This window comes from Acidaminococcus sp. CAG:542, from assembly GCF_000437815.1.
Taxonomy (GTDB): Bacteria; Bacillota; Negativicutes; order Acidaminococcales; family Acidaminococcaceae; genus Acidaminococcus.
Genome location: NZ_FR902113.1, coordinates 10,956 through 35,713 on the forward strand (window position 1 = coordinate 10,956; position 24,758 = coordinate 35,713).

At 55.4% G+C, this 24,758-nt stretch carries 27 protein-coding genes; all 27 read left to right on the forward strand.

Going from position 1 to position 24,758, the window contains the following annotated elements:
* The coding region (locus tag QVO43_RS09945; protein ID WP_288174957.1) for a basic amino acid ABC transporter substrate-binding protein at nucleotides 1-707 on the forward strand (707 nt) is incomplete at its 5' end.
* Between the two features lie 236 nt (nucleotides 708-943).
* Nucleotides 944-1,723: a basic amino acid ABC transporter substrate-binding protein gene (locus QVO43_RS09950; RefSeq protein ID WP_022488364.1), complete on the forward strand. Its 780-nt coding sequence runs from the start codon at nucleotides 944-946 to the stop codon at nucleotides 1,721-1,723.
* A gap of 27 nt (nucleotides 1,724-1,750) precedes the next feature.
* Nucleotides 1,751-2,407 (forward strand): amino acid ABC transporter permease, encoded by a 657-nt coding sequence (locus QVO43_RS09955; RefSeq protein ID WP_022488365.1) that lies wholly within the window; start codon nucleotides 1,751-1,753, stop codon nucleotides 2,405-2,407.
* Between the two features lies 1 nt (nucleotide 2,408).
* The gene (locus tag QVO43_RS09960; protein WP_329777941.1) at nucleotides 2,409-3,128 is read left to right on the forward strand and encodes an amino acid ABC transporter ATP-binding protein; all 720 of its coding nucleotides are present in this window, start codon (nucleotides 2,409-2,411) and stop codon (nucleotides 3,126-3,128) included.
* Nucleotides 3,129-3,274: 146 nt separating this feature from the next.
* Complete coding sequence (gene hpf, locus QVO43_RS09965; RefSeq protein ID WP_022488367.1) at nucleotides 3,275-3,820, forward strand: ribosome hibernation-promoting factor, HPF/YfiA family; 546 nt, start codon at nucleotides 3,275-3,277, stop codon at nucleotides 3,818-3,820.
* Between the two features lie 186 nt (nucleotides 3,821-4,006).
* The gene (gene secA, locus QVO43_RS09970; RefSeq protein WP_353844354.1) at nucleotides 4,007-6,478 is read left to right on the forward strand and encodes a preprotein translocase subunit SecA; all 2,472 of its coding nucleotides are present in this window, start codon (nucleotides 4,007-4,009) and stop codon (nucleotides 6,476-6,478) included.
* Nucleotides 6,479-6,591: 113 nt separating this feature from the next.
* The gene (gene prfB, locus QVO43_RS09975) at nucleotides 6,592-7,692 is read left to right on the forward strand and encodes a peptide chain release factor 2 (RefSeq protein ID WP_022488369.1); all 1,101 of its coding nucleotides are present in this window, start codon (nucleotides 6,592-6,594) and stop codon (nucleotides 7,690-7,692) included.
* A gap of 16 nt (nucleotides 7,693-7,708) precedes the next feature.
* On the forward strand, nucleotides 7,709-9,808 hold the full coding sequence (locus QVO43_RS09980) for a DUF5693 family protein (protein ID WP_022488370.1): 2,100 nt from the start codon (nucleotides 7,709-7,711) through the stop codon (nucleotides 9,806-9,808).
* A complete protein-coding gene (gene csaB / locus QVO43_RS09985; protein ID WP_022488371.1) occupies nucleotides 9,801-10,889 on the forward strand; it encodes a polysaccharide pyruvyl transferase CsaB in 1,089 nt (362 codons plus the stop codon). Before QVO43_RS09980 ends, csaB begins: the two co-directional genes overlap by 8 nt.
* A 63-nt stretch (nucleotides 10,890-10,952) precedes the next feature.
* Entirely contained in the window at nucleotides 10,953-11,639 is a 687-nt protein-coding gene (ftsE, locus tag QVO43_RS09990) for a cell division ATP-binding protein FtsE (protein ID WP_022488372.1), read from the forward strand.
* The gene (ftsX, locus tag QVO43_RS09995) at nucleotides 11,629-12,516 is read left to right on the forward strand and encodes a permease-like cell division protein FtsX (RefSeq protein ID WP_022488373.1); all 888 of its coding nucleotides are present in this window, start codon (nucleotides 11,629-11,631) and stop codon (nucleotides 12,514-12,516) included. Before ftsE ends, ftsX begins: the two co-directional genes overlap by 11 nt.
* A gap of 12 nt (nucleotides 12,517-12,528) precedes the next feature.
* Nucleotides 12,529-13,665, forward strand: a complete 1,137-nt coding sequence (locus tag QVO43_RS10000) for a murein hydrolase activator EnvC family protein (RefSeq protein WP_022488374.1) — start codon at nucleotides 12,529-12,531, stop codon at nucleotides 13,663-13,665.
* Nucleotides 13,666-13,840: 175 nt separating this feature from the next.
* Nucleotides 13,841-14,989 (forward strand): S41 family peptidase, encoded by a 1,149-nt coding sequence (locus QVO43_RS10005; protein WP_022488375.1) that lies wholly within the window; start codon nucleotides 13,841-13,843, stop codon nucleotides 14,987-14,989.
* A gap of 18 nt (nucleotides 14,990-15,007) precedes the next feature.
* The gene (locus tag QVO43_RS10010; RefSeq protein ID WP_022488376.1) at nucleotides 15,008-16,342 is read left to right on the forward strand and encodes a sensor histidine kinase; all 1,335 of its coding nucleotides are present in this window, start codon (nucleotides 15,008-15,010) and stop codon (nucleotides 16,340-16,342) included.
* Between the two features lie 21 nt (nucleotides 16,343-16,363).
* Nucleotides 16,364-17,209: a deoxyribonuclease IV gene (locus tag QVO43_RS10015; RefSeq protein WP_022488377.1), complete on the forward strand. Its 846-nt coding sequence runs from the start codon at nucleotides 16,364-16,366 to the stop codon at nucleotides 17,207-17,209.
* A complete protein-coding gene (gene thiT, locus QVO43_RS10020; RefSeq protein ID WP_022488378.1) occupies nucleotides 17,206-17,712 on the forward strand; it encodes an energy-coupled thiamine transporter ThiT in 507 nt (168 codons plus the stop codon). The genes QVO43_RS10015 and thiT overlap by 4 nt, the downstream gene beginning before the upstream one ends.
* Before the next feature lie 162 nt (nucleotides 17,713-17,874).
* On the forward strand, nucleotides 17,875-18,408 hold the full coding sequence (gene infC, locus QVO43_RS10025; protein ID WP_154487927.1) for a translation initiation factor IF-3: 534 nt from the start codon (nucleotides 17,875-17,877) through the stop codon (nucleotides 18,406-18,408).
* Nucleotides 18,409-18,426: 18 nt separating this feature from the next.
* Nucleotides 18,427-18,624, forward strand: a complete 198-nt coding sequence (gene rpmI, locus QVO43_RS10030) for a 50S ribosomal protein L35 (RefSeq protein ID WP_022488380.1) — start codon at nucleotides 18,427-18,429, stop codon at nucleotides 18,622-18,624.
* Nucleotides 18,625-18,670: 46 nt separating this feature from the next.
* Nucleotides 18,671-19,024 carry a 50S ribosomal protein L20 gene (gene rplT / locus QVO43_RS10035; RefSeq protein ID WP_022488381.1) on the forward strand — a complete coding sequence of 118 codons (354 nt, stop codon included), beginning with the start codon at nucleotides 18,671-18,673 and terminating at the stop codon, nucleotides 19,022-19,024.
* 182 nt (nucleotides 19,025-19,206) lie between these two features.
* The gene (locus tag QVO43_RS10040) at nucleotides 19,207-20,073 is read left to right on the forward strand and encodes a polysaccharide deacetylase family protein (RefSeq protein ID WP_288174959.1); all 867 of its coding nucleotides are present in this window, start codon (nucleotides 19,207-19,209) and stop codon (nucleotides 20,071-20,073) included.
* Entirely contained in the window at nucleotides 20,070-20,906 is an 837-nt protein-coding gene (locus QVO43_RS10045; protein ID WP_022488383.1) for a polysaccharide deacetylase family protein, read from the forward strand. Before QVO43_RS10040 ends, QVO43_RS10045 begins: the two co-directional genes overlap by 4 nt.
* Before the next feature lie 19 nt (nucleotides 20,907-20,925).
* Nucleotides 20,926-21,771 (forward strand): substrate-binding periplasmic protein, encoded by an 846-nt coding sequence (locus tag QVO43_RS10050; RefSeq protein ID WP_022488384.1) that lies wholly within the window; start codon nucleotides 20,926-20,928, stop codon nucleotides 21,769-21,771.
* 48 nt (nucleotides 21,772-21,819) lie between these two features.
* Nucleotides 21,820-22,455, forward strand: a complete 636-nt coding sequence (locus tag QVO43_RS10055; RefSeq protein WP_288174960.1) for an amino acid ABC transporter permease — start codon at nucleotides 21,820-21,822, stop codon at nucleotides 22,453-22,455.
* 4 nt (nucleotides 22,456-22,459) lie between these two features.
* On the forward strand, nucleotides 22,460-23,185 hold the full coding sequence (locus tag QVO43_RS10060) for an amino acid ABC transporter ATP-binding protein (protein ID WP_369678691.1): 726 nt from the start codon (nucleotides 22,460-22,462) through the stop codon (nucleotides 23,183-23,185).
* 7 nt (nucleotides 23,186-23,192) lie between these two features.
* Nucleotides 23,193-23,858 (forward strand): aspartate/glutamate racemase family protein, encoded by a 666-nt coding sequence (locus QVO43_RS10065; RefSeq protein WP_022488387.1) that lies wholly within the window; start codon nucleotides 23,193-23,195, stop codon nucleotides 23,856-23,858.
* A gap of 252 nt (nucleotides 23,859-24,110) precedes the next feature.
* The gene (locus QVO43_RS10070) at nucleotides 24,111-24,362 is read left to right on the forward strand and encodes a type II toxin-antitoxin system HicA family toxin (protein WP_022488388.1); all 252 of its coding nucleotides are present in this window, start codon (nucleotides 24,111-24,113) and stop codon (nucleotides 24,360-24,362) included.
* On the forward strand, nucleotides 24,349-24,696 hold the full coding sequence (locus QVO43_RS10075) for a toxin-antitoxin system HicB family antitoxin (RefSeq protein WP_022488389.1): 348 nt from the start codon (nucleotides 24,349-24,351) through the stop codon (nucleotides 24,694-24,696). The genes QVO43_RS10070 and QVO43_RS10075 overlap by 14 nt, the downstream gene beginning before the upstream one ends.
* Nucleotides 24,697-24,758 lie beyond the last annotated feature (62 nt).

The window sequence follows — 24,758 nt, forward strand, 5'->3', positions numbered from 1 at the left end:
CCGGTACCGCCGACAAAAAGGCCGCTGACAAAAAGGAACTGGTGGTGGGGACCAACCCTTCCTTTGCTCCTTTTGAATTTACCGACAAGAAGGACGGCAAGGTCCAGGGCTTCGACATCGACCTGATCAATGCTCTGGCCAAAAAAGCCGGCTATGAAAAGGTGACCATCAAGAGTATCGCCTTTGACGGACTGATCCCGTCCCTGGAATCCGGGAACATCGACGTTTCCATCACTGGCATGAGCATCACCGATGCCCGGAAACAGAAAGTGAACTTCACCGATCCCTACTATGAATCCGGTCTGATGGCCGTGGTGAAAAAGGACAACGATGCCATCAAGGGCCTGGATGATCTGAAGGGCAAGACCATTGCCGTCCAGCTGGGCACCACCGGGGCCAAATATGCGGAAACCATTGAAGGAGCCAAGGTCAAGACCTTCGATTCCTCCGACCTGGCCTGCCTGGAAATGAAAAACGGCGGCGCCGATGCGGTGATCAGCGATCTGCCGGTGCTCCAGTACTTCCTGAAACAGGGGGGCAGCCAGTACGCCAAGAGCGTGGGGACCCCCAAGAAAGGCGACTTCTACGGCATCGCCACTGCCAAGAAAAATAAAGAACTCTGCGACAAGCTGAACAAAGCCCTGGCTGAACTGAAGAAAGACGGGGAATATCAGAAGATTTACGACAAGTGGTTCAAGGCGGAATAAGAGATTGTCAATGGTCAGTGGTCAATTGTCAATGGCCGGGGGAAGCCAGCTCTGCTGGCATTGAAAAACAAATTCAAAATCAATTGGTACAATTGATTTCCAAAAGCCAGAGACTAGTGACTAGAGGCTGGTGACGGGGCTGCTGCGTATGCGGCAGCCCCTTTTTCTCGAAAACCGGTTGTATAAACATACGCAACGCTGTATAATGATTACATTATGAAGATGGAGGGAAGATTATGAAAAAAATCTCTGCTGTAATGTGCGTACTGGCTGCTCTGATGCTGGCCGTGGCCGGCTGCGGAAGCGATACCAAACAGGCTGCCAATGACCAGAAAGTGATCAAAGTAGGGACCGAACCTACCTTTGCTCCTTTCGAATTCCAGGAAAAAGATTCCAAGGAATTCGCCGGATTTGATATGGACCTGGCCCGGGCCATCGGCAAACAGCTGGGCAAAAAAGTGGAAATCCAGAACATGGGCTTCGATGCCCTGATCCCGGCCCTGAACTCCGGCAACATCGATGCGGTGGCCGCAGGCATGAGCATCACCGACGAACGGAAAAAGGCCGTGACCTTCTCTGATCCCTACTACACTTCCGGTCTGGTAGTGGTAGTGACCAAGGACAACAACGATGTGAAGAGCATCAAAGACCTGGAAGGGAAGAAGATCGCCGTACAGATCGGCACCACCGGTGCTGACAAGGCCGCCAAGGTTCCTGGCGCCAAAGTGACTTCCTTCAACACCAATGCGGAAGTATTCCTGGAACTGGAAAACAAAGGGGTTGACGCGGTGATCATCGACAAACCGGTGGCCCAGTACTACCTGACCAAGGAAGGCAAGGACAAGGACAAGATCGTAGGGGATACCATGGATGCGGAATCCTACGGCTTTGCCTTCAAGAAGGACAGCAAACTGGCTGCCGACTTCAACAAGGCTCTGGATGAACTGAAGAAAAACGGTGAATATGACAAGATCTACACCAAATGGTTCGGCAAAGATGCCAAAGCTGCTCAATAAGCGGTTTCTGGAAAAGGAAGAGAATGCATGAATTTTGAAATCATCAAGGAATCCCTGCCCCTGCTGCTTGCCGGGGCAGGCATTACTGTAGAAATCACAGCGGCCAGTGTGGGCCTGGGGCTCTTCATCGGCGTAGTGGTGTCCCTGATCCGTCTCTGCGGTATCAGGGGCCTGCGCATTTTGGGCGATATCTATGTGACCTTTCTCCGGGGCACCCCCCTGCTGGTCCAGATCTTTCTGGTGTACTTTGCCCTGCCGGCCCTGATCCATCACCGGGTGGATGCCTATGTGGCCGCCATTTCCGCCTGCTCCATCAACTCCGGGGCCTATGTGGCGGAAATCTTCCGGGGCGGCATCGAATCCATCGACAAGGGACAGATGGAAGCCGGCCGGAGCCTGGGCATGACCTGGTGGCAGACCATGCGCCACATTATCCTGCCCCAGGCCTTCAAGCGGATCATCCCGCCTCTGGGCAACGAATTCATCGCCATGCTGAAGGACTCCTCCCTGGTGTCCGTCATTGGGTTTGAAGAACTGACCCGCCGGGGCCAGCTGATCATTGCCCGGACCTATGCCTCTTTTGAAATCTGGCTCAGCGTGGCCATCATCTATCTCATTATGACATTTGCGGTGGCCCGTTTGGTAGGCGTCCTGGAAAGGCGGTACAAGAAAGATGAACAGTGAAATGATTAAAGTGGAGGGCCTCCGGAAAAGCTATGGGGACAACGAGGTGCTCAAGGGCATCGACGTGACCATTGCCGAACAGGAAGTGGTGGTGGTCATCGGCCCCAGCGGCGGCGGGAAAAGTACCTTTCTCCGGTGCCTGAACTACCTGGAAGTGCCCACCTCCGGCTCCATTACCTTTGACGGGATCCCTCTCAACGGGGAAGCCAACATCAACGAAGTGCGGAAAGAAGTGGGGATGGTGTTCCAGCGGTTCAACCTGTTCCCTCACATGACGGTGATGGACAACCTGATCCTGGCTCCCATGATCGTCCGCCACGAAAAGAAGGAAGAAGCGGTGGAAAAGGCCAAGCTGTACCTGGACAAGGTGGGCCTGCTGAACAAGGCCGATGCCTATCCAGGCAGCCTGTCCGGGGGCCAGCAGCAGCGGGTGGCCATTGCCCGGGCCCTGTGCATGAAGCCCAAGGCCATGCTCTTTGACGAGCCCACTTCCGCCCTGGACCCGGAAATGATCAACGAAGTACTGGATGTTATGAAGAACCTGGCCCAGGAAGGGATGACCATGGTTGTGGTGACCCACGAAATGGGCTTTGCCCGGGAAGTGGGAGACCGGATCCTGTTCCTGGACGGCGGGAAGATCCTGGAACAGGGAGATCCTACCGAATTCTTCGCCCATCCCAAAAACGAACGGGCCCGGAATTTCCTGTCCAAAATCCTGTAAGAGAGGGGCTGCTGCCTGTGCGGCAGCCTCTTTTTATCAAAAAAATTTACATTTTTTTATTTTCCTTTGCAGGGATTTTCGAAGAGTTGTAGAATATGTATAATAACAACGATGGGAAATGTCCCATTGGTGAGGAGGTAGTTATTATGGCAGTAAAAGTTCGTGGTAAAAACATCGAGGTCACCCAGGCATTAAAAGATTACGTGGAAAAACGCGTGCAGACCATTACCAAACAGTTCAAGACGGTAGGTGAGATCACCGCGGTAATGCGGGTGGAAAAAGGCAAACATATCGTTGAAATCACGGTTCCTGCCAGCGGCATCGTACTGCGGGCCCAGGAAACTTCTGAAAATATGTATGCATCTATTGACCAGTGCGTGGAAAAAATCGAACGGCAGATCCATAAATACAAGACCCGCCTGATGAAACGGAAATACAGCAACTTCAAGGATGCGGCACCGGCTCCGCTGCCAGAAGACAGTGAAGATGTACCGGAAGAAACCGGGGAATTCAAGGTAGCCCGTACCAAGAATTACGCCATGCGGCCCATGGGTGTCCAGGAAGCCATTATGCAGATGAACATGCTGAACCACGATTTCTTCATTTTCTTCAATGCGGAAACGGAAAAAATCGCCATTGTATACCGGAGAAGAAGCGGGGATTACGGCCTGATTAATCCGGAAATGGCCTGAACCTTTTCCGAAAACCGGGTTATCCCGTAAATTCAAGAAATTTTTACAAAGAGCCGGGGCGTTTGCCCCGACTCTTTTTGACTTTCATATACGCATTTGCTACAATTAAAAAATGGATTCATAGTGGTAATTTGCGCCTGGAGCGCTTACAAGAACTGAGGAGTGATATACTTGCTGGAAAACCTGATGAAACTGGTCTTTGGTGACCCCAATAAGAAAGAATTGAAGGTCTGCCAGGGCTATGTGGATAAAATCAATGCGCTGGAACCGGAAATGGCCGGGCTCAGCGATGCCCGCCTCTGTGCCAAGACCCAGGAATTCCGGCTGCGGCTCACCAAAGGAGAAACCCTGGATGACCTGCTGCCGGAAGCTTTTGCCGTGGTCCGGGAAGCCTCCCGTCGGGTGCTGGGGCTGCGTCATTTCGATGTGCAGCTGATCGGGGGCTGCATCCTCCACCGGGGGAACATCGCCGAAATGCGTACCGGTGAAGGGAAGACCCTGGTGGCCACCCTGCCGGCTTACCTGAACGCCCTGGAAGGCAAAGGGGTCCATGTGGTCACCGTCAACGACTACCTGGCCCGCCGGGACAGTGAAGACATGGGCCGGGTGTACCGGTTCCTGGGGATGAGCGTGGGGCTGATTGTCCACGACATGGATTTCCCCGCCCGGAAGGCAGCCTATGCAGCGGATATCACCTACGGCACCAACAACGAATTCGGGTTCGACTACCTCCGGGACAACATGGTGGTGTCCCTGGATCAGATGGTCCAGCGGCCCCTCCATTATGCCATCGTGGACGAAGTGGACTCCATCCTCATCGATGAAGCCCGTACGCCTCTGATCATTTCCGGTCCCGGGGAAAAATCCACGGATCTGTACAACATCATGGCGGATGTGGTGAAGAACTTCAAGGAAAAAGAAGACTACACCGTAGATGAAAAGCTCAAGACCGTGGCTCCCACCGAAGCCGGTATCGCCAAGGCGGAAAAACTCCTGGGCGTAAAGAACATGTACGACCCGGAAAACGGCACGGATCTGTCCCATCAGCTGATGGAAGCCCTGAAGGCCAAGGCCCTGATGATCCGGGACCGGGACTATGTGGTGAAGGACGGGGAAGTCATCATCGTGGATGAATTTACCGGTCGGCTCATGTACGGCCGCCGGTATTCCGAAGGGCTGCACCAGGCCATCGAAGCCAAGGAACATGTGAAGGTGGAACGGGAAAGCCAGACCCTGGCCACCATCACCTTCCAGAACTACTTCCGGATGTACGACAAGCTGTCCGGCATGACCGGTACCGCCAAGACGGAAGAACAGGAATTCCAGAAGATTTACGGGCTCAGCGTCTACGTGGTGCCCACCAACAAACCCAATATCCGGATCGACTACCCGGATGTGATCTATAAGACCAAGAAAGCCAAGTACCGGGCTGTGGTGAAGGCCATCGAGGAACTCCATTCCGTGGGCCGGCCGGTGCTGGTGGGGACAACTTCCATCGCCCAGAGCGAGGAACTGTCCGCCATGCTGAAGAAAAAGGGCATCCAGCACAATGTGCTGAACGCCAAGTATCATGAAAAAGAAGCGGAGATCGTGGCAGATGCCGGCCAGATGGGCGCCGTGACCATCGCCACCAACATGGCCGGCCGTGGTACGGATATCACCCTGGGCGAAGGGGTGGCCGAACTGGGCGGTCTCCACATCATCGGTACGGAACGGCACGAATCCCGCCGGATCGACAATCAGCTCCGGGGCCGCTGCGCCCGTCAGGGGGATCCGGGTTCCACCCGTTTCTACCTGTCCCTGGAAGACGACCTGATGCGGCTGTTCGGTTCTGACAACATTTCCGGGATCATGGACAAGCTGGGGATGGACGAAGACGAACCTATCGAACACAAGCTGGTGACCCGGTCCATCGAAAACGCCCAGAAGAAAGTGGAAAGCCGGAACTTCGACATCCGGAAACACGTGCTGGAATATGACGATGTGATGAACGAACAGCGGGAAGTCATCTACGACCAGCGCCGGAAGATCCTGGAAAAGGCCGATCTGAAGGAAACGGTCCTGGGCATGGCGGACCATATTGTGGACCGGACCATGGACATGTACGCTCCCAAAGAAGCCTACAGCGAGGACTGGGACATTCCTTCTCTGATTAAATACGCGGAGGAATTCTATGCACCCCAGGGCAGCCTGAAGGCTGACGAACTGGCCAACATGAGCCGGGAAGAACTGGAGGAACATCTCCACAAGGTGGCCCACGATTACTACGACGAACGGGAAACCGCCATCACCGCTCCCATTATGCGGGAACTGGAAAACCTGGTGATGCTGAAGGTGGTGGATACCCACTGGATGGAACACCTGGATGCCATGGATGCCCTCCGGGAAGGGATCGGGCTCCGGGCTTACGGCCAGCGGGATCCTCTGGTGGAATACAAATTTGAAGCCTACGACATGTTCGAAGGCATGAAGGAAGCCATTGTGGACGATGTGGTCCGGTACATGTACCGGGTGAACGTGGTGACCCAGCCTACGGTGGAAGACCACCTGTCCAACGCTTCCGTGAACAACCCCAATGTGGACGGTACGGCGGAAGGCGCTCAGACTCCTGCGGAAATCCACGGGGAAGGAAAGCCGGCAGGGGCTCCCCGGCAGTAAGGGCGCCCGAATCCCCGCTGGGGGAGACAAAAACGGATGCACCAAACGGAGCTGGGGAAACCCGGCTTCGTTTTTCCCATTTTACCATTACGAAAAGAAAGGGCTGGAAAATCTTGTTACTGGAAGAACTGAAACCGGCAATCACCCAATTGAAAGATAAACTGGAAGAACTGAAGGGCGGTCTGAAGATTGCCCAGAAGGAAGAGCGGATCGAAGACCTGGAACACCAGATGGCGGCGCCCGGGTTCTGGGATGATCCGGACAAGGCCCAGACCGTGGCCCAGGAAGCCAACAACCTGAAAAGCGAAGTGGAGACCTACCACGGGCTGAACCAGAAGTTGGAAGACGTGGAGACCCTCTGGGAAATGGCTATGGAGGAAAAGGACGACAGCCTCCAGAGTGAAATCGAAAGCGAAGTGGAAACCGCCCGGAAGACCCTGGCGGACCTGGAACTGGGCATGCTCCTCAGCGACCAGTATGACGCCAACAACGCCATCCTGACCCTCCATGCCGGGGCCGGCGGCACCGAAGCCCAGGACTGGACCAACATGCTGCTGCGGATGTACACCCGGTATGCGGAACGGAAGGGATTCTCCGTGGAACTGCTGGATGTACTCCCCGGGGAAGAAGCCGGGGTGAAAAGCGCCACCCTTACCATCCAGGGACACAATGCCTACGGGTTCCTGAAAAGCGAGAAGGGGGTCCACCGTCTGGTGCGGATCTCTCCCTTTGATGCCAACGCCCGGCGGCACACCTCTTTTGCCGCAGTGGATGTAATGCCCGAACTGGACGAAACCGTGGAAGTGAACCTGAACATGGACGATGTGCGGGTGGACTACTACCGGGCCAGCGGTGCCGGCGGACAGCACGTCAACAAGACTTCTTCCGCCGTCCGGATGACCCACCTTCCCACCGGGATCGTGGTCCAGTGCCAGAACGAACGGAGCCAGCTCCAGAACAAGGAACGCTGCCTGGCCCTGCTCCGTGCCAAACTGTATGAATATGAAAAGGCCATCCAGGACAAAAAGATCAGCGAAATCGCCGGGGATTACCAGGCCATCGAATGGGGCAGCCAGATCCGGTCCTATGTGTTCCAGCCCTACACCATGGTGAAGGACCATCGGACGGGAGCGGAAACCGGCAACATCCAGGCGGTGATGGACGGGGATCTGGACCTGTTTGTGGAAGCCTATCTCCGCAGCCTGAAACACTGAGAGGTGGTCTGACACCATGAAAACCTATCAGAAACTGTTCCTGGCCCTGGTGGGCCTGGGACTGGCCGCTTCCCTGTGCCTGAACTGGCAGCGGATCCAGGTGGAACGGGCCAACAAAACCATCGAAACGGTCATGGAATACAACAGCCTGGTGCGCATGGCCCAGGAGGAAGGAGTTCCCAAGGAACAGGTGTTCAAGGAGTTCCGGGACCGGGGGGTGACCACCCTGACAGTGTTCGACACCAGCCTGGACAAACTGGCCCAGAAAGGGTCCGTGAATGTGCTCACCGGGGCCCAGCTCCTGGAACTGGCCCGGGTCCAGCAGCTTCGTCCGGAATGGCAGGCCATTGTGGACAATCCGGACTTTATGGTGGATGCCCTGTACATTTCCGCCGGGACCAGTGAACGGGCCCTGAAGGAAGCAGAAGAGGACATCCGGCTCCGGTTCGGGAAAGAACGGATCGTGGAACTGAATGTCTCTCCCCTGATCCTCCGGTTCGACGGGGATACCATCATCAGCAAGAACCCCATTGCCGGGGACGAACGGGGCGTCCGGGAAATGGACCTGGGGCCGTCCACCGATGAGCTCCAGGATGTGACGAAGAACGGCTTCATGGTGGCCATCCGTCCCACCAACTACTGTGAACGGTATACCGCAGCCGCCGCCAGCGAAGAGGAACAGATCAACGCCTTCTTCCGCCGGCTGGATGACAGCGGGGCCAAAGTGAGCCTGATCATCGGCAGCGGCAAACAGATGCTGGGGAACAACAAGTACCTGCCTCTGGTGGCCAAAAACCTGCTCCAGCGGCACATTACCATGGGCATGGTGGAAGGGGTCACCCAGCTCCAGTTCGTAAAACTGGAAGGGATGACCGAACTGGCCAGAGTGGCCAACTATCAGGTGGCCCGGACCTATGTGATCGCCGATGCGGAACAGCGGAAAATGCAGGTGTTCGATGCCTTCCGACGCTGGTCCCTGGCGGATGAGGAACGGAACATCCGGGTGAACTACATCAAGACCTTCCTGACTCCCCGGGACAACAAGACCCTGCTCCAGACCAACCTGGACTATGTGGACCGGGTGACCAGGGATGTGGCCAGCAAGGGCTTTGCCACGGGGCCGGCGGATATTTACAAGGTATACCAGCCCAGCCGGCTGTGGTACATTCCCATGGCCTTCTCCCTGGCCGCCGCCTGGTGCCTGTATTTCCTGCTTTTGGGGGTACTCCCTGAAAAGCATTATGTCAAAGCCACGGGCATTTTCGGGGTGCTGGTGACTGCCGGCCTTTTTGCCGGCCCCCTGGGGCTCCTGGCCCGTCAGGGCGTGGCCTTTGGGGCTGCGGTGATCTTCCCGGTGCTGAGCATGCACCGGATGATGGGGATCTGGCGGAAAAACGGATCCCGGGGCAGCCTGGGGGCTTTGGCTCTCCGGACTTGTGTCCATCTGTTTGAAACCATCGTCCTGTCCCTGATCGGGGCATCCATGGTAGGAGGCATACTCAGCGATACCCGGTTCCTGCTGGAAATGGATATTTACCGGGGGGTAAAGGCCACCTTCATGCTGCCGGTGGTCCTGACCTGCCTGCTGTTCCTCCGGACCCATGGTCTGTGGCAGCAGGGAGAAGACTGGCGGAAGCCTTTCCGCCGGGTGCTGGGCTTCCTGAACCAGCCTCTGAACCTGAAGGCCCTGTGCATCCTGGGCATCTTCGCCTTTGTGGCCTGGGTGTTCATCGGCCGCAGCGGCCATACGGCCGGGGTGCCGGTGCCTGCCATTGAGCAGAAGCTCCGGTTCTTCCTGGAAGAGACCATGTGGGCCCGGCCCCGGGAAAAGGAATTCATGATCGGCCATCCGGCCTTTTTCCTGGCCGCCTGGGCTGCCTGGAAAAAGCTGCCCACCTGGTTCTACGGACTGTGCGTCACCGGGGCCGCCATCGGCCAGGGCAGTGCCGTCCAGACCTTTGCCCACATGCGTTCGCCCATTCTCATGAGTTATGTACGGGCCCTGGACGGATACGGAGTGGGGCTGGTGGCCGGGCTTATTGCCCTTGCCATCTTCGCCCTGGCGTATCCCCATGTGGCAGCGTTCTGTGCAAAGAGGAGGAATCCCTTTGGGTAAGATCCTGATTTCCGGCTATTACGGGTTTTCCAATGCCGGAGACGAGGCCATGCTCACGGCCATTGTAACCAGCCTGAAACAGCAGGATCCCCAGGTGGAGCTGACGGTGATCTCCGGGAATCCGGAAGTCACCGCCCGGCTCCATCCGGTGAAGGCGGTCCATCGGTTCGACCTGCCTGGAATCTGCCGGGCCATGGCCGGGACGGATCTGCTCCTTTCCGGAGGCGGCAGCCTGCTCCAGAACGTGACCAGCCGGCTGAGCCTCTACTATTATCTTTCCCTGATTGCCCTGGCGGCGGTCATGGGGAAGAAAATCATGCTGTTTGCCCAGGGCATCGGCCCCATCCGGGGCTGGTTCAGCCGCCGTCTTACCCGGCTGGTGTGCCGGCAGGCGGATCTGATCACCGTCCGGGACGACGGGTCCCTGGATGATCTGAAATCCATGGGCTTTGATCCTGCCGCCATCCATGTGACCAGCGATGCGGTGTTCTCCCTTCCGGAAGGCCGGAAACAGGAGGGCCTCCGGCTCCTGGAAAAACTGGGGGTGGATCCTTCCCGGCCTCTGGTGGGCTTTGCCCTCCGGCACTGGAAGGGAGAAAAACGGTTCGTACGGGAATTTGCCCGGGCGGCGGATGAACTGAAAAAGCGCTTCCAGGCCCAGATTGTCTTTGTGCCCCTCCAGTTCCCGGCGGACGGGGAACTGTCCAATCAGGTGGCGGAGGCTATGGAAAACCGCCGGGATGTGTTCATCCTGGACCAGAAATGTTCCACCCAGGGATACCAGGACCTGATCAGCTGTCTCCATCTGCTGATCGGCATGCGGCTCCACGCCCTGGTGTTTGCCGCCATCAACGACGTTCCCTTTATGGCCATTTCCTATGACCCCAAGGTGGACCGGTTCGTGGATGGCATGAAGGGGACGGTAGTGGATACCATCGGCCAGGTGACGGCGGAAGAACTGACGGCTATGGCCGAAAAACTCTGGAACTCTGACGGCCGGCAGGGACGGGAACAGATCCGTGCCCTCCGGGAAGAAGCCAGAGCCAATATTGGAAGGGCCCTGGCCCTTTTGGCCCGGTGACAGATGTCCACGGGCCTTTTTTGGACCGGATTTTCCAACCTATGAAAATACAGGAGGAATCCCATGCTGGAAATGCGTCATGCAGGCAAGGTTTATCCTGGCGGGGCGGTAGCCCTGGAGGATATCAACGTACATATCAGACCGGGAGAGTTCGTGTTCCTGGTGGGCCCCAGCGGGGCCGGCAAATCTACCTTCATCCGGCTGATCTCCCGGGAAATCGAACCCACTTCCGGGCAGATCCTGGTGGACGGAGTGGATGTGATGAAACTGAAGCGGGGGGACATTCCCTATCTCCGGCGGCAGCTGGGCATCGTCTTCCAGGACTTCCGGCTGCTCAACGACCGGACCGCCTATGAAAACGTGGCCTTTGCCATGCAGGTGATCGAGGCCCCCAGCCACAAGATCCGGCAGCGGGTCAATGAAGTGCTGGAACTGGTGGGCCTGAAGGGCCGGGGGGACAACTATCCGGGAGAGATGAGCGGGGGCGAACAGCAGCGGGTGGCCATTGCCCGGGCCATTGTCAACGACCCTCTCCTGGTGATCGCTGATGAACCCACTGGCAACCTGGACCCGGAAACCAGCAAGGAAATCATGGAAATCTTCACCCAGATCAACAGCCGGGGCACCACCATCCTGATGGCCACCCACGACAAGACCATGGTGGATTATATGCAGAAACGGGTCATCGCCCTGGAAAACGGGCGGCTGGTCCGGGATGACCGCAAAGGAGTTTACGGGTATGAAGTTTAGTACAAAATGGTATTACATCAAGGAGACCTTTACCTCTCTGAAGCGGAATTCCCTGATGAGCATCGCCTCCATCAGCACCGTGGCCCTGTCCATCCTGGTGCTGGGGATGTTCCTCACCATGGTGCTCAATGTGAACAACCTGGCCAGACATCTGGAGAACCAGGTCCAGGTCACCATCTATATGGAAGACAGCGCTTCCGCCGACCAGCTGAAGCAGATGGAAAAAGTGCTCCGGAGCACCCCCGGGATCGTGAAGGTGACGCCCCGGACCAAGGAGCAGGCCCTGGCGGATTTCAAGAGCCGTCTGGGAGAACAGCAGAAGCTGCTGGCGGCCCTGGGAGAGGACAATCCCTTCCCGGCCTCCTTTGAGATCCAGGTGGACAATCCGGAACGGATTCCCCAGCTGGTGCCCCAGTTCCAGCAGATGCCCGGGGTGGAAACCGCCAAGTTCGGCCAGGAAGTGGTGGAACATCTGTTCCAGCTGACCCGGGTGCTCCGGATCGGCGGGGTGCTGCTGATCGTGCTTCTGGCCATTGCCACCCTGTTCATTATCTCCAACACCATCCGGATCACCGTGTTTGCCCGGCGCCGGGAAGTGAACATCATGAAATATGTGGGGGCCACTGACTGGTTCATTCGCTGGCCCTTTCTGCTGGAGGGAATGATCATGGGCTTTGTGGGGGCGGTGATCGCTTCGGCGGCTCTGTACAAAGGGTACAATGCCATCCAGGCCAAGATCTACGGGACACTGGCCTTCTTCCCCATGCTGCCCAGCTGGCCCACCATGGGCTGGCTCTGCGGGGGACTGGTCTGTGTGGGGACCCTGATCGGGGCTCTGGGCAGCAGCATCTCCCTGCGGAAGTTCCTGGATGTGTAGGAGGCGGTGGGGATGAAGAAACAAGCAGCCCTTGCTGCCGCCCTCCTTTTGCTGGGGACCCAGCTGTCCGCTTCCGTTTCCTGGGCGGAAACCATTGAGGAGAAGCGGGCTCAGCTGGACGAGATCCAGCAGCAGCTGGGGGAAAAGGACGCCCAGCTGGAAGAAAAGAAAAAAGAAATCGGCAATGCCATGGAGCAGCTGATCCTGACCCAGGAAGAACTGGCGGAAGCCAAGCGGAAGCTGGCGGCCATCGAGGCCCGGCAGCAGGCTCTGGAAATCAAGATCCGTCAGAACGAGGCGGCTCTGGCAGCCAAACAGAAGGAATATGACAAAAGCCGGGCGGTGTACAAAAAACGGCTCCGGGACATTTACGAAAACGGCCAGGTGAACTATCTGGATGTGCTGCTGGGAGCGGCGGATTTTCGGGATTTCTCTTCCCGGATGTACCTGCTCCAGCGGGTGGTCCGCCGGGATTTCAACCTGATCGACCGGCTGGAGACCCAGCGGGAGGAACTGCTGGCGAAAAAGGCGGAACTGGACGACATCAAGAGCCAGCTGGCAGCTGCCCATGCGGAAGGCCAGAAGGAACAGCAGATCGTGGCCCAGAAGACGGTGGAACGGCAGAAACTGTATGAACAGGCTCTGGCGGAAAAAGCCCAGCTGGATGCGGAATATGAAGAACTCCAGCGGAACAGCCAGGAAATCACCGCCATGATCCAGCGGATGGAACAGGAAGGCCGGATGATGCCCCAGGCAGGGGGCACCGGCCAGCTGGCCTGGCCGGTGAACGGGGAGATCACCTCTCCCTTCGGCTGGAGGGTCCATCCCATCTGGGGGACCCAGATCTTCCATGCAGGGCTGGATATCGGCGCCGATTACGGGGATCCGGTCCATGCCGCGGACAGCGGCACCGTGGTGTACGCCGGCTGGATGGGCGGCTACGGCAATGCGGTGATGATCGACCACGGCGGGGGCATGGTGACCCTGTACGGCCACAATTCTTCCATTACCGTGGGAGAAGGGGAACAGGTGAGCAAAGGGCAGACCATCGCCCTGGCCGGCAGCACCGGCAATTCTACCGGACCCCACTGTCATTTCGAAGTCCGTATCCACGGAGAAGTGGTCAGCCCCCTGCAGTATCTGCCGTAAGCAGGAGTGCAGAGTAAAGAGTGCAGAGTGCAGAGTGCAGAGAAAAGAGTAAAGAGCAGAGAAAATTTCTGCATTCGGTGGCAAATGCCCGGCGTTTGCCTTCCAGCGGCCAGTGACAATTGACCAGTGACCAGTGACAGGGATGCTGCCGGGCAGCATCCCACAGAGGCAAACTATGTTCAAAAAACGCTATACAGCCCCCCAGATGCTGGGGGTATTCTTCCTGTCCCTGGGTGTGTTCAGCGGCGGGACCTATTATCTGATGAAAAACTGGATCGGAGACCCGGGAGCCCTTTTCCAGATCGTCCGGACCATGCACCTGATCCAGGAACATTATGTAGGGGAAACCGATCGGAAAGCCATTTATGACGGGGCGCTCAAAGGCATGGTGGGGGTCCTGAACGATCCCTATTCCACCTACCTGGACAACCAGGACTTCCAGGCCCTGTCCACCATGACCGAAGGCCATTTCGGCGGGGTGGGCATGGTCATGGGCCAGAAAAAGGACAGCCAGTTCGTGGTGGTGGCTCCCATTGAGGACACCCCTGCCTACAAGGCCGGCATCAAAGCCGGGGACATCCTGCTGAAAATCGACGGAGAAGACCTGTCCGGCCAGACTCTGAACCAGGTGGTGAAAAAGATCCGGGGTCAGGACGGATCCCAGGTGACCCTGACCCTGAAACGGGGAGAGGAGGAACCCCGGGATGTAACCGTTACCCGCAGCGACATCAAGCTGAAAAGCGTGTACAGCCGGATGGATGAAAACGGCATCGGGTATATCCGGGTGACCAATTTCAACGAGGATACAGGCAAAGACTTCGGTGCCAGCCTCCAGGATCTCCGGGACAAGGGGATGAAGGCCCTGGTACTGGATCTTCGGGACAACCCGGGAGGCCTTCTGGAAAGCGGTGTGGAAGTGGCCCGGTACCTGGTGCCCAAAGGTCCCATTGTGTCCGTCACAGACAAGGACGGGAACACCCAGACCGAATCCTCTTCACTGGAAAAAGTGGACTTCCCCCTGGCGGTATTGGTGAACCATGGCACCGCCAGTGCGGCGGAAATCGTCTCCGGCGCCATCCAGGATACCGGATCCGGGAAGATCTTCGGGGTGAAGACCTATGGCAAGGGTGTGGTCCAGAATATTTTCCTCCTGAGCAACAAAACCGCCGTGAAGCTGACCGTGGCCCGGTATTATACCCCCAGCGGCCGGAGCATCGACAAGGTGGGCATCGAGCCGGACCAGGTGGTGGAAGCCGCCGATGAAGAAGGAAGCAACCAGCTGCAGGCGGCGGAAGCCTATCTCCGTCAGCAGCTCCAACAGTAAGGGCAAGGAGCGTGGATTATGGAAATCATCAATACCCTGACCAGTCAGATCGCCGTTTGGAAAAATTTCCTCACCGGTGCCGCGGGAACTCTTCCCACCGCACCCATGCTGAAAACCGGGGCGGAAGTCCTGCTGGGCCTTCTGGTCCTGCTGCTGATCGCCTACCGGTTCCGCACCCACCAGGTGCGCCGGGAACGGAAGATCCGCTACCGGATCGGCCGGATGATCGCCCATCTCTGTGATACCTATGACAGTCTGGAAGATGTGGACTGGAAGAAGCAGAAGGCCTACCGGTATCATTTCGTGGACGGAGACCTGAAAATCGACCAGCGGGACATTGAGGGAATCGGGGACCTGATCGGACCCCTCCATCCCAGCGACGGCCTGAAATACAACGAAGACTATATCAAAGGGGCCATCGAAAAGGCCATGAAGACCTGCTCTCCGGTGGAATTCATTGCCCGGGAAAAAGGCGCCGACGGTACTTTCCATTGGAAGGCCTTCCTGTTCCAGGGAGTCAAGAATGACAAAATCCACAGCCGCAGCTGCCTGCTGCTGAAGCGGGATGTGGATGACAGCCGGTCTGCAGAAATGGAAAAACGGGCCCAGCTGAGCCTGGACATGAACGAAGCCCGGAAGGCCGCCCAGGCCAAAACGGAATTCCTCAACCGGTTCAGCCAGGATACCCGGGAAGCTCTCCGGGACATTATGGGGAATCTCAGCCTCACCCGGGAGGAAATGGATCCGGGACGGCGGAAGGATTATCTGGACGAAAGCCAGCAGGAAGCCCGGTATCTCATGACCATGATCGAAGACGTAAAGGAACTGTCCGACATCGAAAACGGCACCCTGGAAATCCGCAGCGAGGAATTCAATGTGGATGAAACATTGACCAAACTGAACCAGCTGTTCCAGAAAGAAGGGGAGAAACGGGGCATCACTTACGACTGCACCGTGGAACCTCTCTTGTATCCCAACCTGATCGGGGACGAAAAACGGCTGGAACAGGTACTGCTGAACCTGCTCACCCATGCTCTGCTGTTTACGGACCGGGGACAGAAAGTCCTTTGCGCCGTACGGCAGAAACTGGTGAAGAACAAAAAAGTTGCCATGGAATTCACCGTGCTCTGCGCCGGCATGAAGGTGCCCCAGGAAATGGTGGAGAAAGCCTTCCTGCCTTTTGAACTGACCCGGCAGGTGGGCAGCGCCAAAGTCCACGGAGGCCTGGGCCTGGTGGTGACCCAGCGTCTGGTGACCCTGATGGGAGGCCAGATCCGGGCGGACAATGCGGAAGGCCGGGGCATGCGGTACATCATCGAACTGCCCTTTGATTTTGCAAGCCACGTGAAATAAACGAAAGGAAGTACATACAGGATGCTTCATATTGGATGCCATTTGTCCTCCAGCAAAGGCTTCGCCGCCATGGGGAAGACGGCCCTTTCCATCGGAGCGGATACCTTTGCCTTTTTTACCCGGAATCCCCGGGGCAGCAAAGCCAAGGAAATCGATCCCAAAGATGTGGAAAAATTCCAGGCCCTCTGGGAGCCCAACCAGGCCATTCCTCTGGTGGCCCACGCTCCCTATACCCTGAATCCGGCTTCTTCCAAGGAGGATGTGCGGACTTTTGCCCGGGAAACCATCGCCGATGATTTGAGAAAGCTGGAGGCGGTGCCCGGGAACTATTACAACATGCACCCGGGAAACCACCTGGGACAGGGGTCGGAAACAGGCATCGCTCTCATTGCCCAGTGCCTGAACGCCGTGCTGGATCCGGATCTTTCCACCACCCTGCTCCTGGAAACCATGGCCGGGAAGGGGACGGAAGTGGGCCGGACCTTCGGAGAACTCCGGGCCATCATCGACCGGCTGGACCATCCGGAAAAAGTGGGGGTGTGCCTGGATACCTGCCATGTGTGGGACGGAGGGTATGACATCGCTTCTAATCTGGACGGAGTACTGGAAGAATTCGACCGGACCCTTGGGCTGGACCGGCTGAAAGCCATCCATCTCAACGACAGCAAAAATCCCCTGGGAGCCCACAAGGACCGGCACGAAAAGCTGGGCCTGGGATGCATCGGACTGGAAACCCTGAAAAACGTGGTGAATCATCCGGCCCTCCGGGACCTGCCCTTTATCCTGGAGACCCCCAATGAACTGGCCGGCTACCAGGCGGAAATCGCCCTGATGCGCCAGGCAAGAGAAGAGAGGGACGGCCAATGAAGATCACCACTCACCAGGCCACTGTCTGCGGCCTGCTCCTGGCCCTGACCCTGGTGCTGAGCCTGCTGCCCCTTTACCGGATGCCCTACGGAGGCACCATTACCCTGGGAGGTATGCTGCCCATGATGCTCATAGCCTTTGTGTACGGCCCCCGGGTGGGGATCATGGCCGGGTTCGTGTACGGGCTGCTGAACCTGCTGCTGAACCCCTACATCCTCCATCCGGTCCAGGTGCTCCTGGATTATCCCCTGCCTTTCATGGCCCTGGGGCTGTGCGGATTCTTCCCTCAGCGGCCCTATCTGGGCATGGCCGTGGGGGTGGCCGTCCGGTATCTGTTCCATTTCCTTTCCGGGGTGGTGTTCTTTGCCAGCTATGCGCCGGCCACCATGTCCCCGGCAGTCTATTCCCTGGTGGCCAACGGTTCCTATCTGCTGCCGGATCTGGTGATCTGCATGGTGCTCTACCGGCTGCTGCCCATTGAGAAATTCCGGCAGATGATGTAAAAAAGCTTGCAAAATAATATCCCTGTGGTATAATAATCAAGTAACCAAAGTAGAGGCCACCTGCTTCTCACCTTGCGGCAACGCTCGACAGGGTCAGTGATACGGATTTGCAACGGGTGGACTTTGGTTCGCCCGTTTTTATTTTATTGTCTGTCTAACCTATTGGAGGTGAACGTCATAGCAAAAGATGAACTGCGGATCAATGAAGCCATCCGCGCAAGAGAAGTTCGTGTAAATTCTGCGGACGGGGAACAGTTTGGAATCATGTCTCTCCATGATGCCCTGCACCTGGCCGAAGAAAAGCATCTGGACCTGGTGGAAATCGCTCCCAAGGCCAAACCCCCGGTCTGCCGGATCATGGATTACGGCAAGTATCTCTATGAACAGCAGAAGAGAGAAAAAGAGGCCCGGAAGCGCCAGAGAATCATCGATGTGAAGGAAGTCAAACTCCGGATCCGCATCGAAGACCACGATTTCGAAGTAAAGACCAAGAATGCCATCCGCTTCTTACAGGGCGGTGACAAGGTAAAAGTTACCATCATGTTCCGGGGCCGGGAAATGACCCATCCGGAACTGGGTGAACAATTACTGAATAGAATGGCTGACCAACTGCAGGAGATTGCCACTGTGGAAAGAAAGCCGAAGCTGGAAGGACGCAACATGATCATGATCGTTGCTCCCAAAAGTGCCAAATAACAAGGAGGATGTCCAATCATGCCGAAAATGAAAACCCGCAGATCTGCTGCTAAACGCTTCAAAGCCACCGCTACCGGTGAATTCAAACGTGGTAAAGCTTTCCGGAGCCACATCCTGGAACACAAATCTCCTACCCGTAAGAGAAACCTGCGTAAAGCGGGTCTGGTCCACAAGACCGACCACGAACGTGTAGCCAAGATGCTGCCGTACGCATAATTTCACTGTTTGAGAGATTTCAGAGATTCCAAGGAGGAAATAAACAATGGCAAGAATTAAAGTCGGCGTAACTGCCCATAGACGTCATAAACATATCCTGAAGCTGGCCAAAGGCTACAGAGGTTCCAAGAGCAAGCTGTTCAAAAAAGCCAATGAAACCGTCATGAAGGGCCTGATGTATGCCCGTCGTGACAGAAGAGCCAAGAAACGCGAATTCCGTCAGCTGTGGATCGCCCGGATCAACGCTGCTACCCGGGCCAACGGCCTGAGCTACAGCCGTTTCATCTGCGGCCTGACCAAAGCCGGCGTTGTGCTGGACCGGAAAGTCCTGGCCGACATGGCTGTAAACGATGCCGCTGCTTTCGCCAAACTGGTGGAAACTGCCAAGGCTGCTCTGTAAGAGAGAAATCAGGAAGCTGTCTGCGTAACAAGCAGGCAGCTTCTTTTTTTTTGTAACAAATGATACATGAAATTATATGTATTCATAATCAGTGAAAAAATATGCACAACGTTATCTTATATGTGCTATAATAACCTTTATTCCAATCAGAATCCTATACTATGGCACGGAAGGTGAAATTATTGATTGCTTTGAAAAACGGGGATGGGATCCAGTGGCCGGGAGGCAAGCGGATCGCCGTCATGCTGACTTTTGATTTTGACGCGGAACTGTTGCGTCATTCCGTCATCGGGAAGAAAACCATCGGATTCTCTGACTTTTCCCGGGGCCAGTACGGCCCTCACGAAGGCCTGGACCGGTGCCTGGCTCTGCTGGACCGGCAGCATCTGCCTGCCACGTTCTTCATTCCCGGGAAGATCATCGAAGAATATCCGGATGCGGTGAAGAAAATTGCCGACAGAGGGTTGGAAATCGGATACCATGGGTATGAGCATGAGAGCACCCTTGGTCTGTCTGCTGATGAAGAACGGTCCAATATGGAAAAAAGTGAAGCCCTGATCGAAAAGCTGTGCGGTCACAAACCGGCAGGACACCGGGGGCCTTTGGATGTGCTTCAGGAATGCAGCATGGCACTTCTTCAGGAAAGAGGATATCTTTACGATTCCACATTAAAGGACTGCGACTGGCCTTACATTCCTCAGGAATGCGGCCCCCGGACTCCGGTCATCGAACTGCCTACAGAACCGGGAATTGACGACTTTTCTTATTATTACTTCTCCTATGCAGATGAGGCCACCATTACCTGCACTTATCCCAATGATTATGTTTACGGGATTTGGAAAGATTATTTTGATGAACTGGCCAGCGAGGGAGACAAAGTGATGGTCCTGAAACTCCATCCCCAGCTGATTGGCCGGAGCGGACGGATCCGGATGCTGGAACAGCTGGTCCTGTACATGGAGCAAAACGGAGCCTGGATTGCTTCCTGTCAGGAAGTGGCCCAATATGTAAGGGATTTTTATGAACAGAAAGAAGGTGCCTGCCAATGAAATGGCCTCATGGAAAACGGCTGGCCCTGTGCCTTTCCTTTGATATTGATGCGGAAACCCTCTGGCTGACCCGGAATCCTGTCAATGTGCATCACCCGGTTCATTTGTCCCGGGGACGCTATTCCGTCAAGCAGGGGATTCCCCGGATCCTCCGGCTGCTGGAAAGTGAAGGAGTGAAGGCCACTTTCTTCACTCCGGCCTGGACTGCCGAGCATCATCCTGATGTAATCCGTACTATTGCAGAACTGGGGCATGAAGTTTCCTATCATGGGTACCTTCATGAAGTTTGTGACACTTACGAAAAAGAAAATGCCCTGATGGAAAAAGCGGAAAACATCCTGAGGGAAATTACCGGCAGACGGCCTATGGGGAACCGGAGCCCGGATGGATACGTATATGACTTCCACCTGCAGCTGTGGCTGGACCGGGGGTATATCTATTCCTCCAACTGGCGGGACAATGACGGGCCTTTTCTTCACAAACTGAACGGAAAGACCATTCCCATTGTGGAACTGCCAAAAGATGGCATTGTGGATGATACCTCCTATGACATGTATACCCTTCAGCATCCGGAACATTATTTCCTGCGAAGCGGACGGGAAATGGTGGGAATCTGGATGGATGAACTGGACGGACTGGCGGAAGAAGGACGGATGATGAATTTTGTCATGCATCCTCAGTTCATTGGCCATCCCCAGTATGTCCGTGCGCTGCGGGAATTTATCCGGTATGCCAAAGATCATGGGGCCTGGATTGCTACCGATGAACAGGTGGCACGATACTATCTTTCCCAGAACGGATTTCCGGAATATGCCAAGGGAGAGAGTTTTTAAAAGAAAGGAAGTATGAATGATGATGACCAACAGACTGACCAAAAAGATTGCCTGTGTACTGGCGGGAGCCTTTTGCCTGCTGGCTCTTGCCGGATGCGGGGGAAATGATGCCAAGAAAGAGGCAGGAAAAACTGGGGGAGACGGCAAAAAGCTGGTGGTAGCCATTAATGCCACTTTTCCGCCTTTTGAAAGTGTTAAGGAAGGCACAAAGGACTATACCGGCATTGATATCGAAATTGCCCAGTATATCGGGAAAAAACTGGGGAAAACCGTGGAATTCCAGGATATGAAATTTGCTTCCCTGGTGCCTACTCTCCAAAGCGGCCGGGCGGACATGATCATTTCCGGGATTTCTCCCACGGCCCAACGGAAAGAAGTGGTTTCTTTCTCCAAACCTTATTATTTCCCCATGAAGGCACTGATTTTCAAGAAGGGGGCTGGCTACAAATCTCTGGCTGATCTGAAGGGAAAGAAAGCCGGGGCTTCCATGGGCACCACTTATGTAAAAGAACTGAAGGAAGCAGGGGGCATCGAAGTGACAGAACTGGACAATACTCCGCTGGTGGTCCAGGATATCAAGAACAGCCGTCTCGATGCCGGGCTCTTTGATTCTGCCCAGGCTTCTGTATTCGTCAAGGAAAATCCTGAACTGGAAATGGCCATCCTGGATCTGCCGGTAGTCAACGATGATACCTTTGCTATTGCTCTGCCCAAAGATTCCAAGGATATCGGCAAAATCAACGATATCCTGAAGGAAATGAAATCCAATGGAGAATTCCACAAAATCCTGGTGAAATACTTGGGTGAAGACGCTGCCAAACAATATGAAACGGCGGAAGCCAAACTGGATGTGGCTAAACAGTAATCTAATCTGAAAAGAGAAGCGAATCCTATGTTTAAATTTTCTGTTCTCATGCCCTACCTGCCACTACTGGAAAGCGCAGTGTGGGTTACGTTGAAATTCACGTTTTTCTCTACTTTCCTGGGATTTATCGGGGGCTTTATCCTGGCTCTCATTACCATCTCCCGGAACAGAGTATTTGCCCCTCTGGCACGGTTTTATATTTCAGTTTTTCGGGGAACACCGCTTCTGGTGCAGCTGATGTTGATTTATTTTGCCACGCCCCAGCTTACGGGATACAACATTACAGCACTTCAAGCCGGGGTGCTGTCCTTTGGGCTGAATTCCGCCGCATATATTTCTGAAGCCCTCCGGGGCGGGATCCTTTCGGTGGACAAGGGCCAGTGGGAAGCGGCCCTTTCCCTGGGGGTGCCCAAGCATCGGTTCATCCTGGATGTGATTTTACCCCAGGCCATCAAGAACACCTTCCCGGCGCTGATCAATGAGAGCATTGCGCTGTTGAAAGATTCCAGCCTGGTGTCCGTCATCGGGGTCGCTGATACCCTTCGTTGGGCGGATTTAATCCAGGCCAAGACGTTCCGGGCTTTTGAAGCCTTTATAGTAGCGGCTGCCGTATATTATGTGCTGGTCATGATCCTCACCTTTATCGGTGCCTATTTTGAAAAGAAGGTGCGTATCAGTGACTGACAACATTATCCAAGTAGAACATGTGGCCAAACATTTCGGCAGTCTGGAAGTCCTGAAGGACATCAGCCTGGAGGTGGAGCGGGGACAGGTGGTGACCATCATCGGTCCTTCCGGCAGTGGAAAATCCACCCTGCTCCGGTGTCTGAACCTGCTGGAAAAACCTGATGGGGGAAAGATCATCTTCGAAGGTCAGGACATTCTGGCACCGGGGATAAAGATTGCGGACATCCGGAAAAAAGAAGTGATGGTGTTCCAGCATTTCAACCTGTTCAAAAACATGACCGTACTCCGGAACGTGACCTATGCCCCCATGGTGGTCAATGGGAAAAGCCGGGAAGAAGCAGAAAAAGATGGCCGGGAACTCTTGGCCAAAGTTGGGCTGGCTGACAAGGCAGGAGAATATCCCAGCCGGCTTTCCGGGGGCCAGCAGCAGCGGGTGGCCATCGCCCGGGCCATGGCCATGCATCCGGATGTGCTGCTCCTGGATGAACCTACGTCCGCCCTGGATCCGGAAATGGTGAAAGAGGTGCTGGACGTGATCCGGGAACTGGCCCAGAGCGGCATTACCATGGTACTGGTGACCCACGAAATGGGCTTTGCCCGGGATGTATCCGACATGATCCATTTCATGGATGGGGGCTATCTGGTGGAAAGCGCCCCGCCGGCGGAATTCTTCGCTCATCCCAAATCGGAACGGGCCCAGAAATTCCTGTCCAAGATCCTGTCCTGAGGTGCCTATGAAAATCCGTATCATCAATCCGGATTATGGGGTGGGGGAAGAGGCCATGGCCCAGCGCTGCAGCATCCTCCAGCAGTTTGTGGGGCCCGATGTGGAACTGTCCATGGTCTGTCTCACCCAAACAAAAGTGGAAATCAACAGTGCGGCGGATGTGGTCCTGGCCGGTCCGGAAATCCTGGAACTGGCCAAACAGGCGGAACAGGATGGGTGTGACGCTGTGGTGCTGTACTGCTTTTCTGATCCGGCGGCTGAAGCCTGCCGGGAACGGCTCCGAATCCCAGTGGTGGGCGGAGCCCAGGCTTCGGTGCTCCAGGCGCCCCTGGTGGCCAGGCAGTCGGGAGTCATCCTCAGTGATCCCGCCCGGATCGGGGAAAAAGAACTGTTCCTGCCTACCTTGGGCATCGGTCCTGGACGGATCAAAGCCATCGGAGCCATCCATTTCCAGGGAAAATCCATCTGGGACAATCGGGAAGAAGCCTTTGCCCAGTTGGTGGAAGAGGGAAAAAGGCTGATCAGGGAACAAGGAGTCCAGTGTCTGATCCTGGGCTGCCTGTCCTTTTTGGGACTGGCCAGGCCCCTTAGTGAAAAACTGGGGGTCCCGGTAATCGACCCGGCCATTGCCGCCGTATGCACCGCAGAAAGCCTGGTGCGGCAGGGAATATAAGAAAAAGTCAAATGTGGCCTGAGGGCCTTGAGATGGCAGACGTCAGATTTGTTCGGTATGGAAAGCAGGGATCCTCTGCTGACTGCTAACAGGCTGACGTCTTTTTTAGCTTCACTATAAAAAGTTGAAATATTCTACAAATATAGTAAAATACATACTATGTAATATCAGGGAAAACGTTGGACAGTACACAACAGGAAACAAGATATTGACACCATATATGGTGTCAATTATACTAAAGGCAGGAACGATATGTCTAAATGGGAAAAATTGCTGAAAAAAATACTCACTTTATCAAAAGACATGAGGTTTGATGAACTAAGAAAAATATTGGAGAGTTATGGGTACGTAATGAGTGCACCCAGAGGCGGAAGCAGCCATTATACTTTCAGGAAACCTGGGAAAAACCCCATTACTGTCCCCAAACATGAACCCATCAAAAAAGTATATGTCGAGATGGTCCGACAGGTGGTGGAGGAGGAAGCTGGAAATGAAAACGATTGAATATTATATGGCACTTCCTTATCGGCTGGAAATCGTTCCGGATCCGGATGAGGGGGGATATGTGGCCCGTTATCCGGATTTGCCGGGATGCATCACGGTCGGTGATTCCATGGAAGAGGCTGCCAAAAATGCTGAAGATGCGAAGAAGGAGTGGCTGGCCGCAGCCTTGGAAAGCGGAGTGGAGATTGCAGAACCGGTATCTGCCAATGGATATTCCGGACAGTTTAAGCTGCGGATCCCCAAAAGCCTGCACCGCCGTCTGGCCGAACACGCCAAAGAAGAAGGAGTCAGCATGAATCAGTACTGCGTGTATCTGCTGTCGCAAGGGTCCTGATGGCCCTTCCTTTTCCCTTGCACCAAACTGTAAAGTATGTTATAATGCCAACGTGCTGGAAG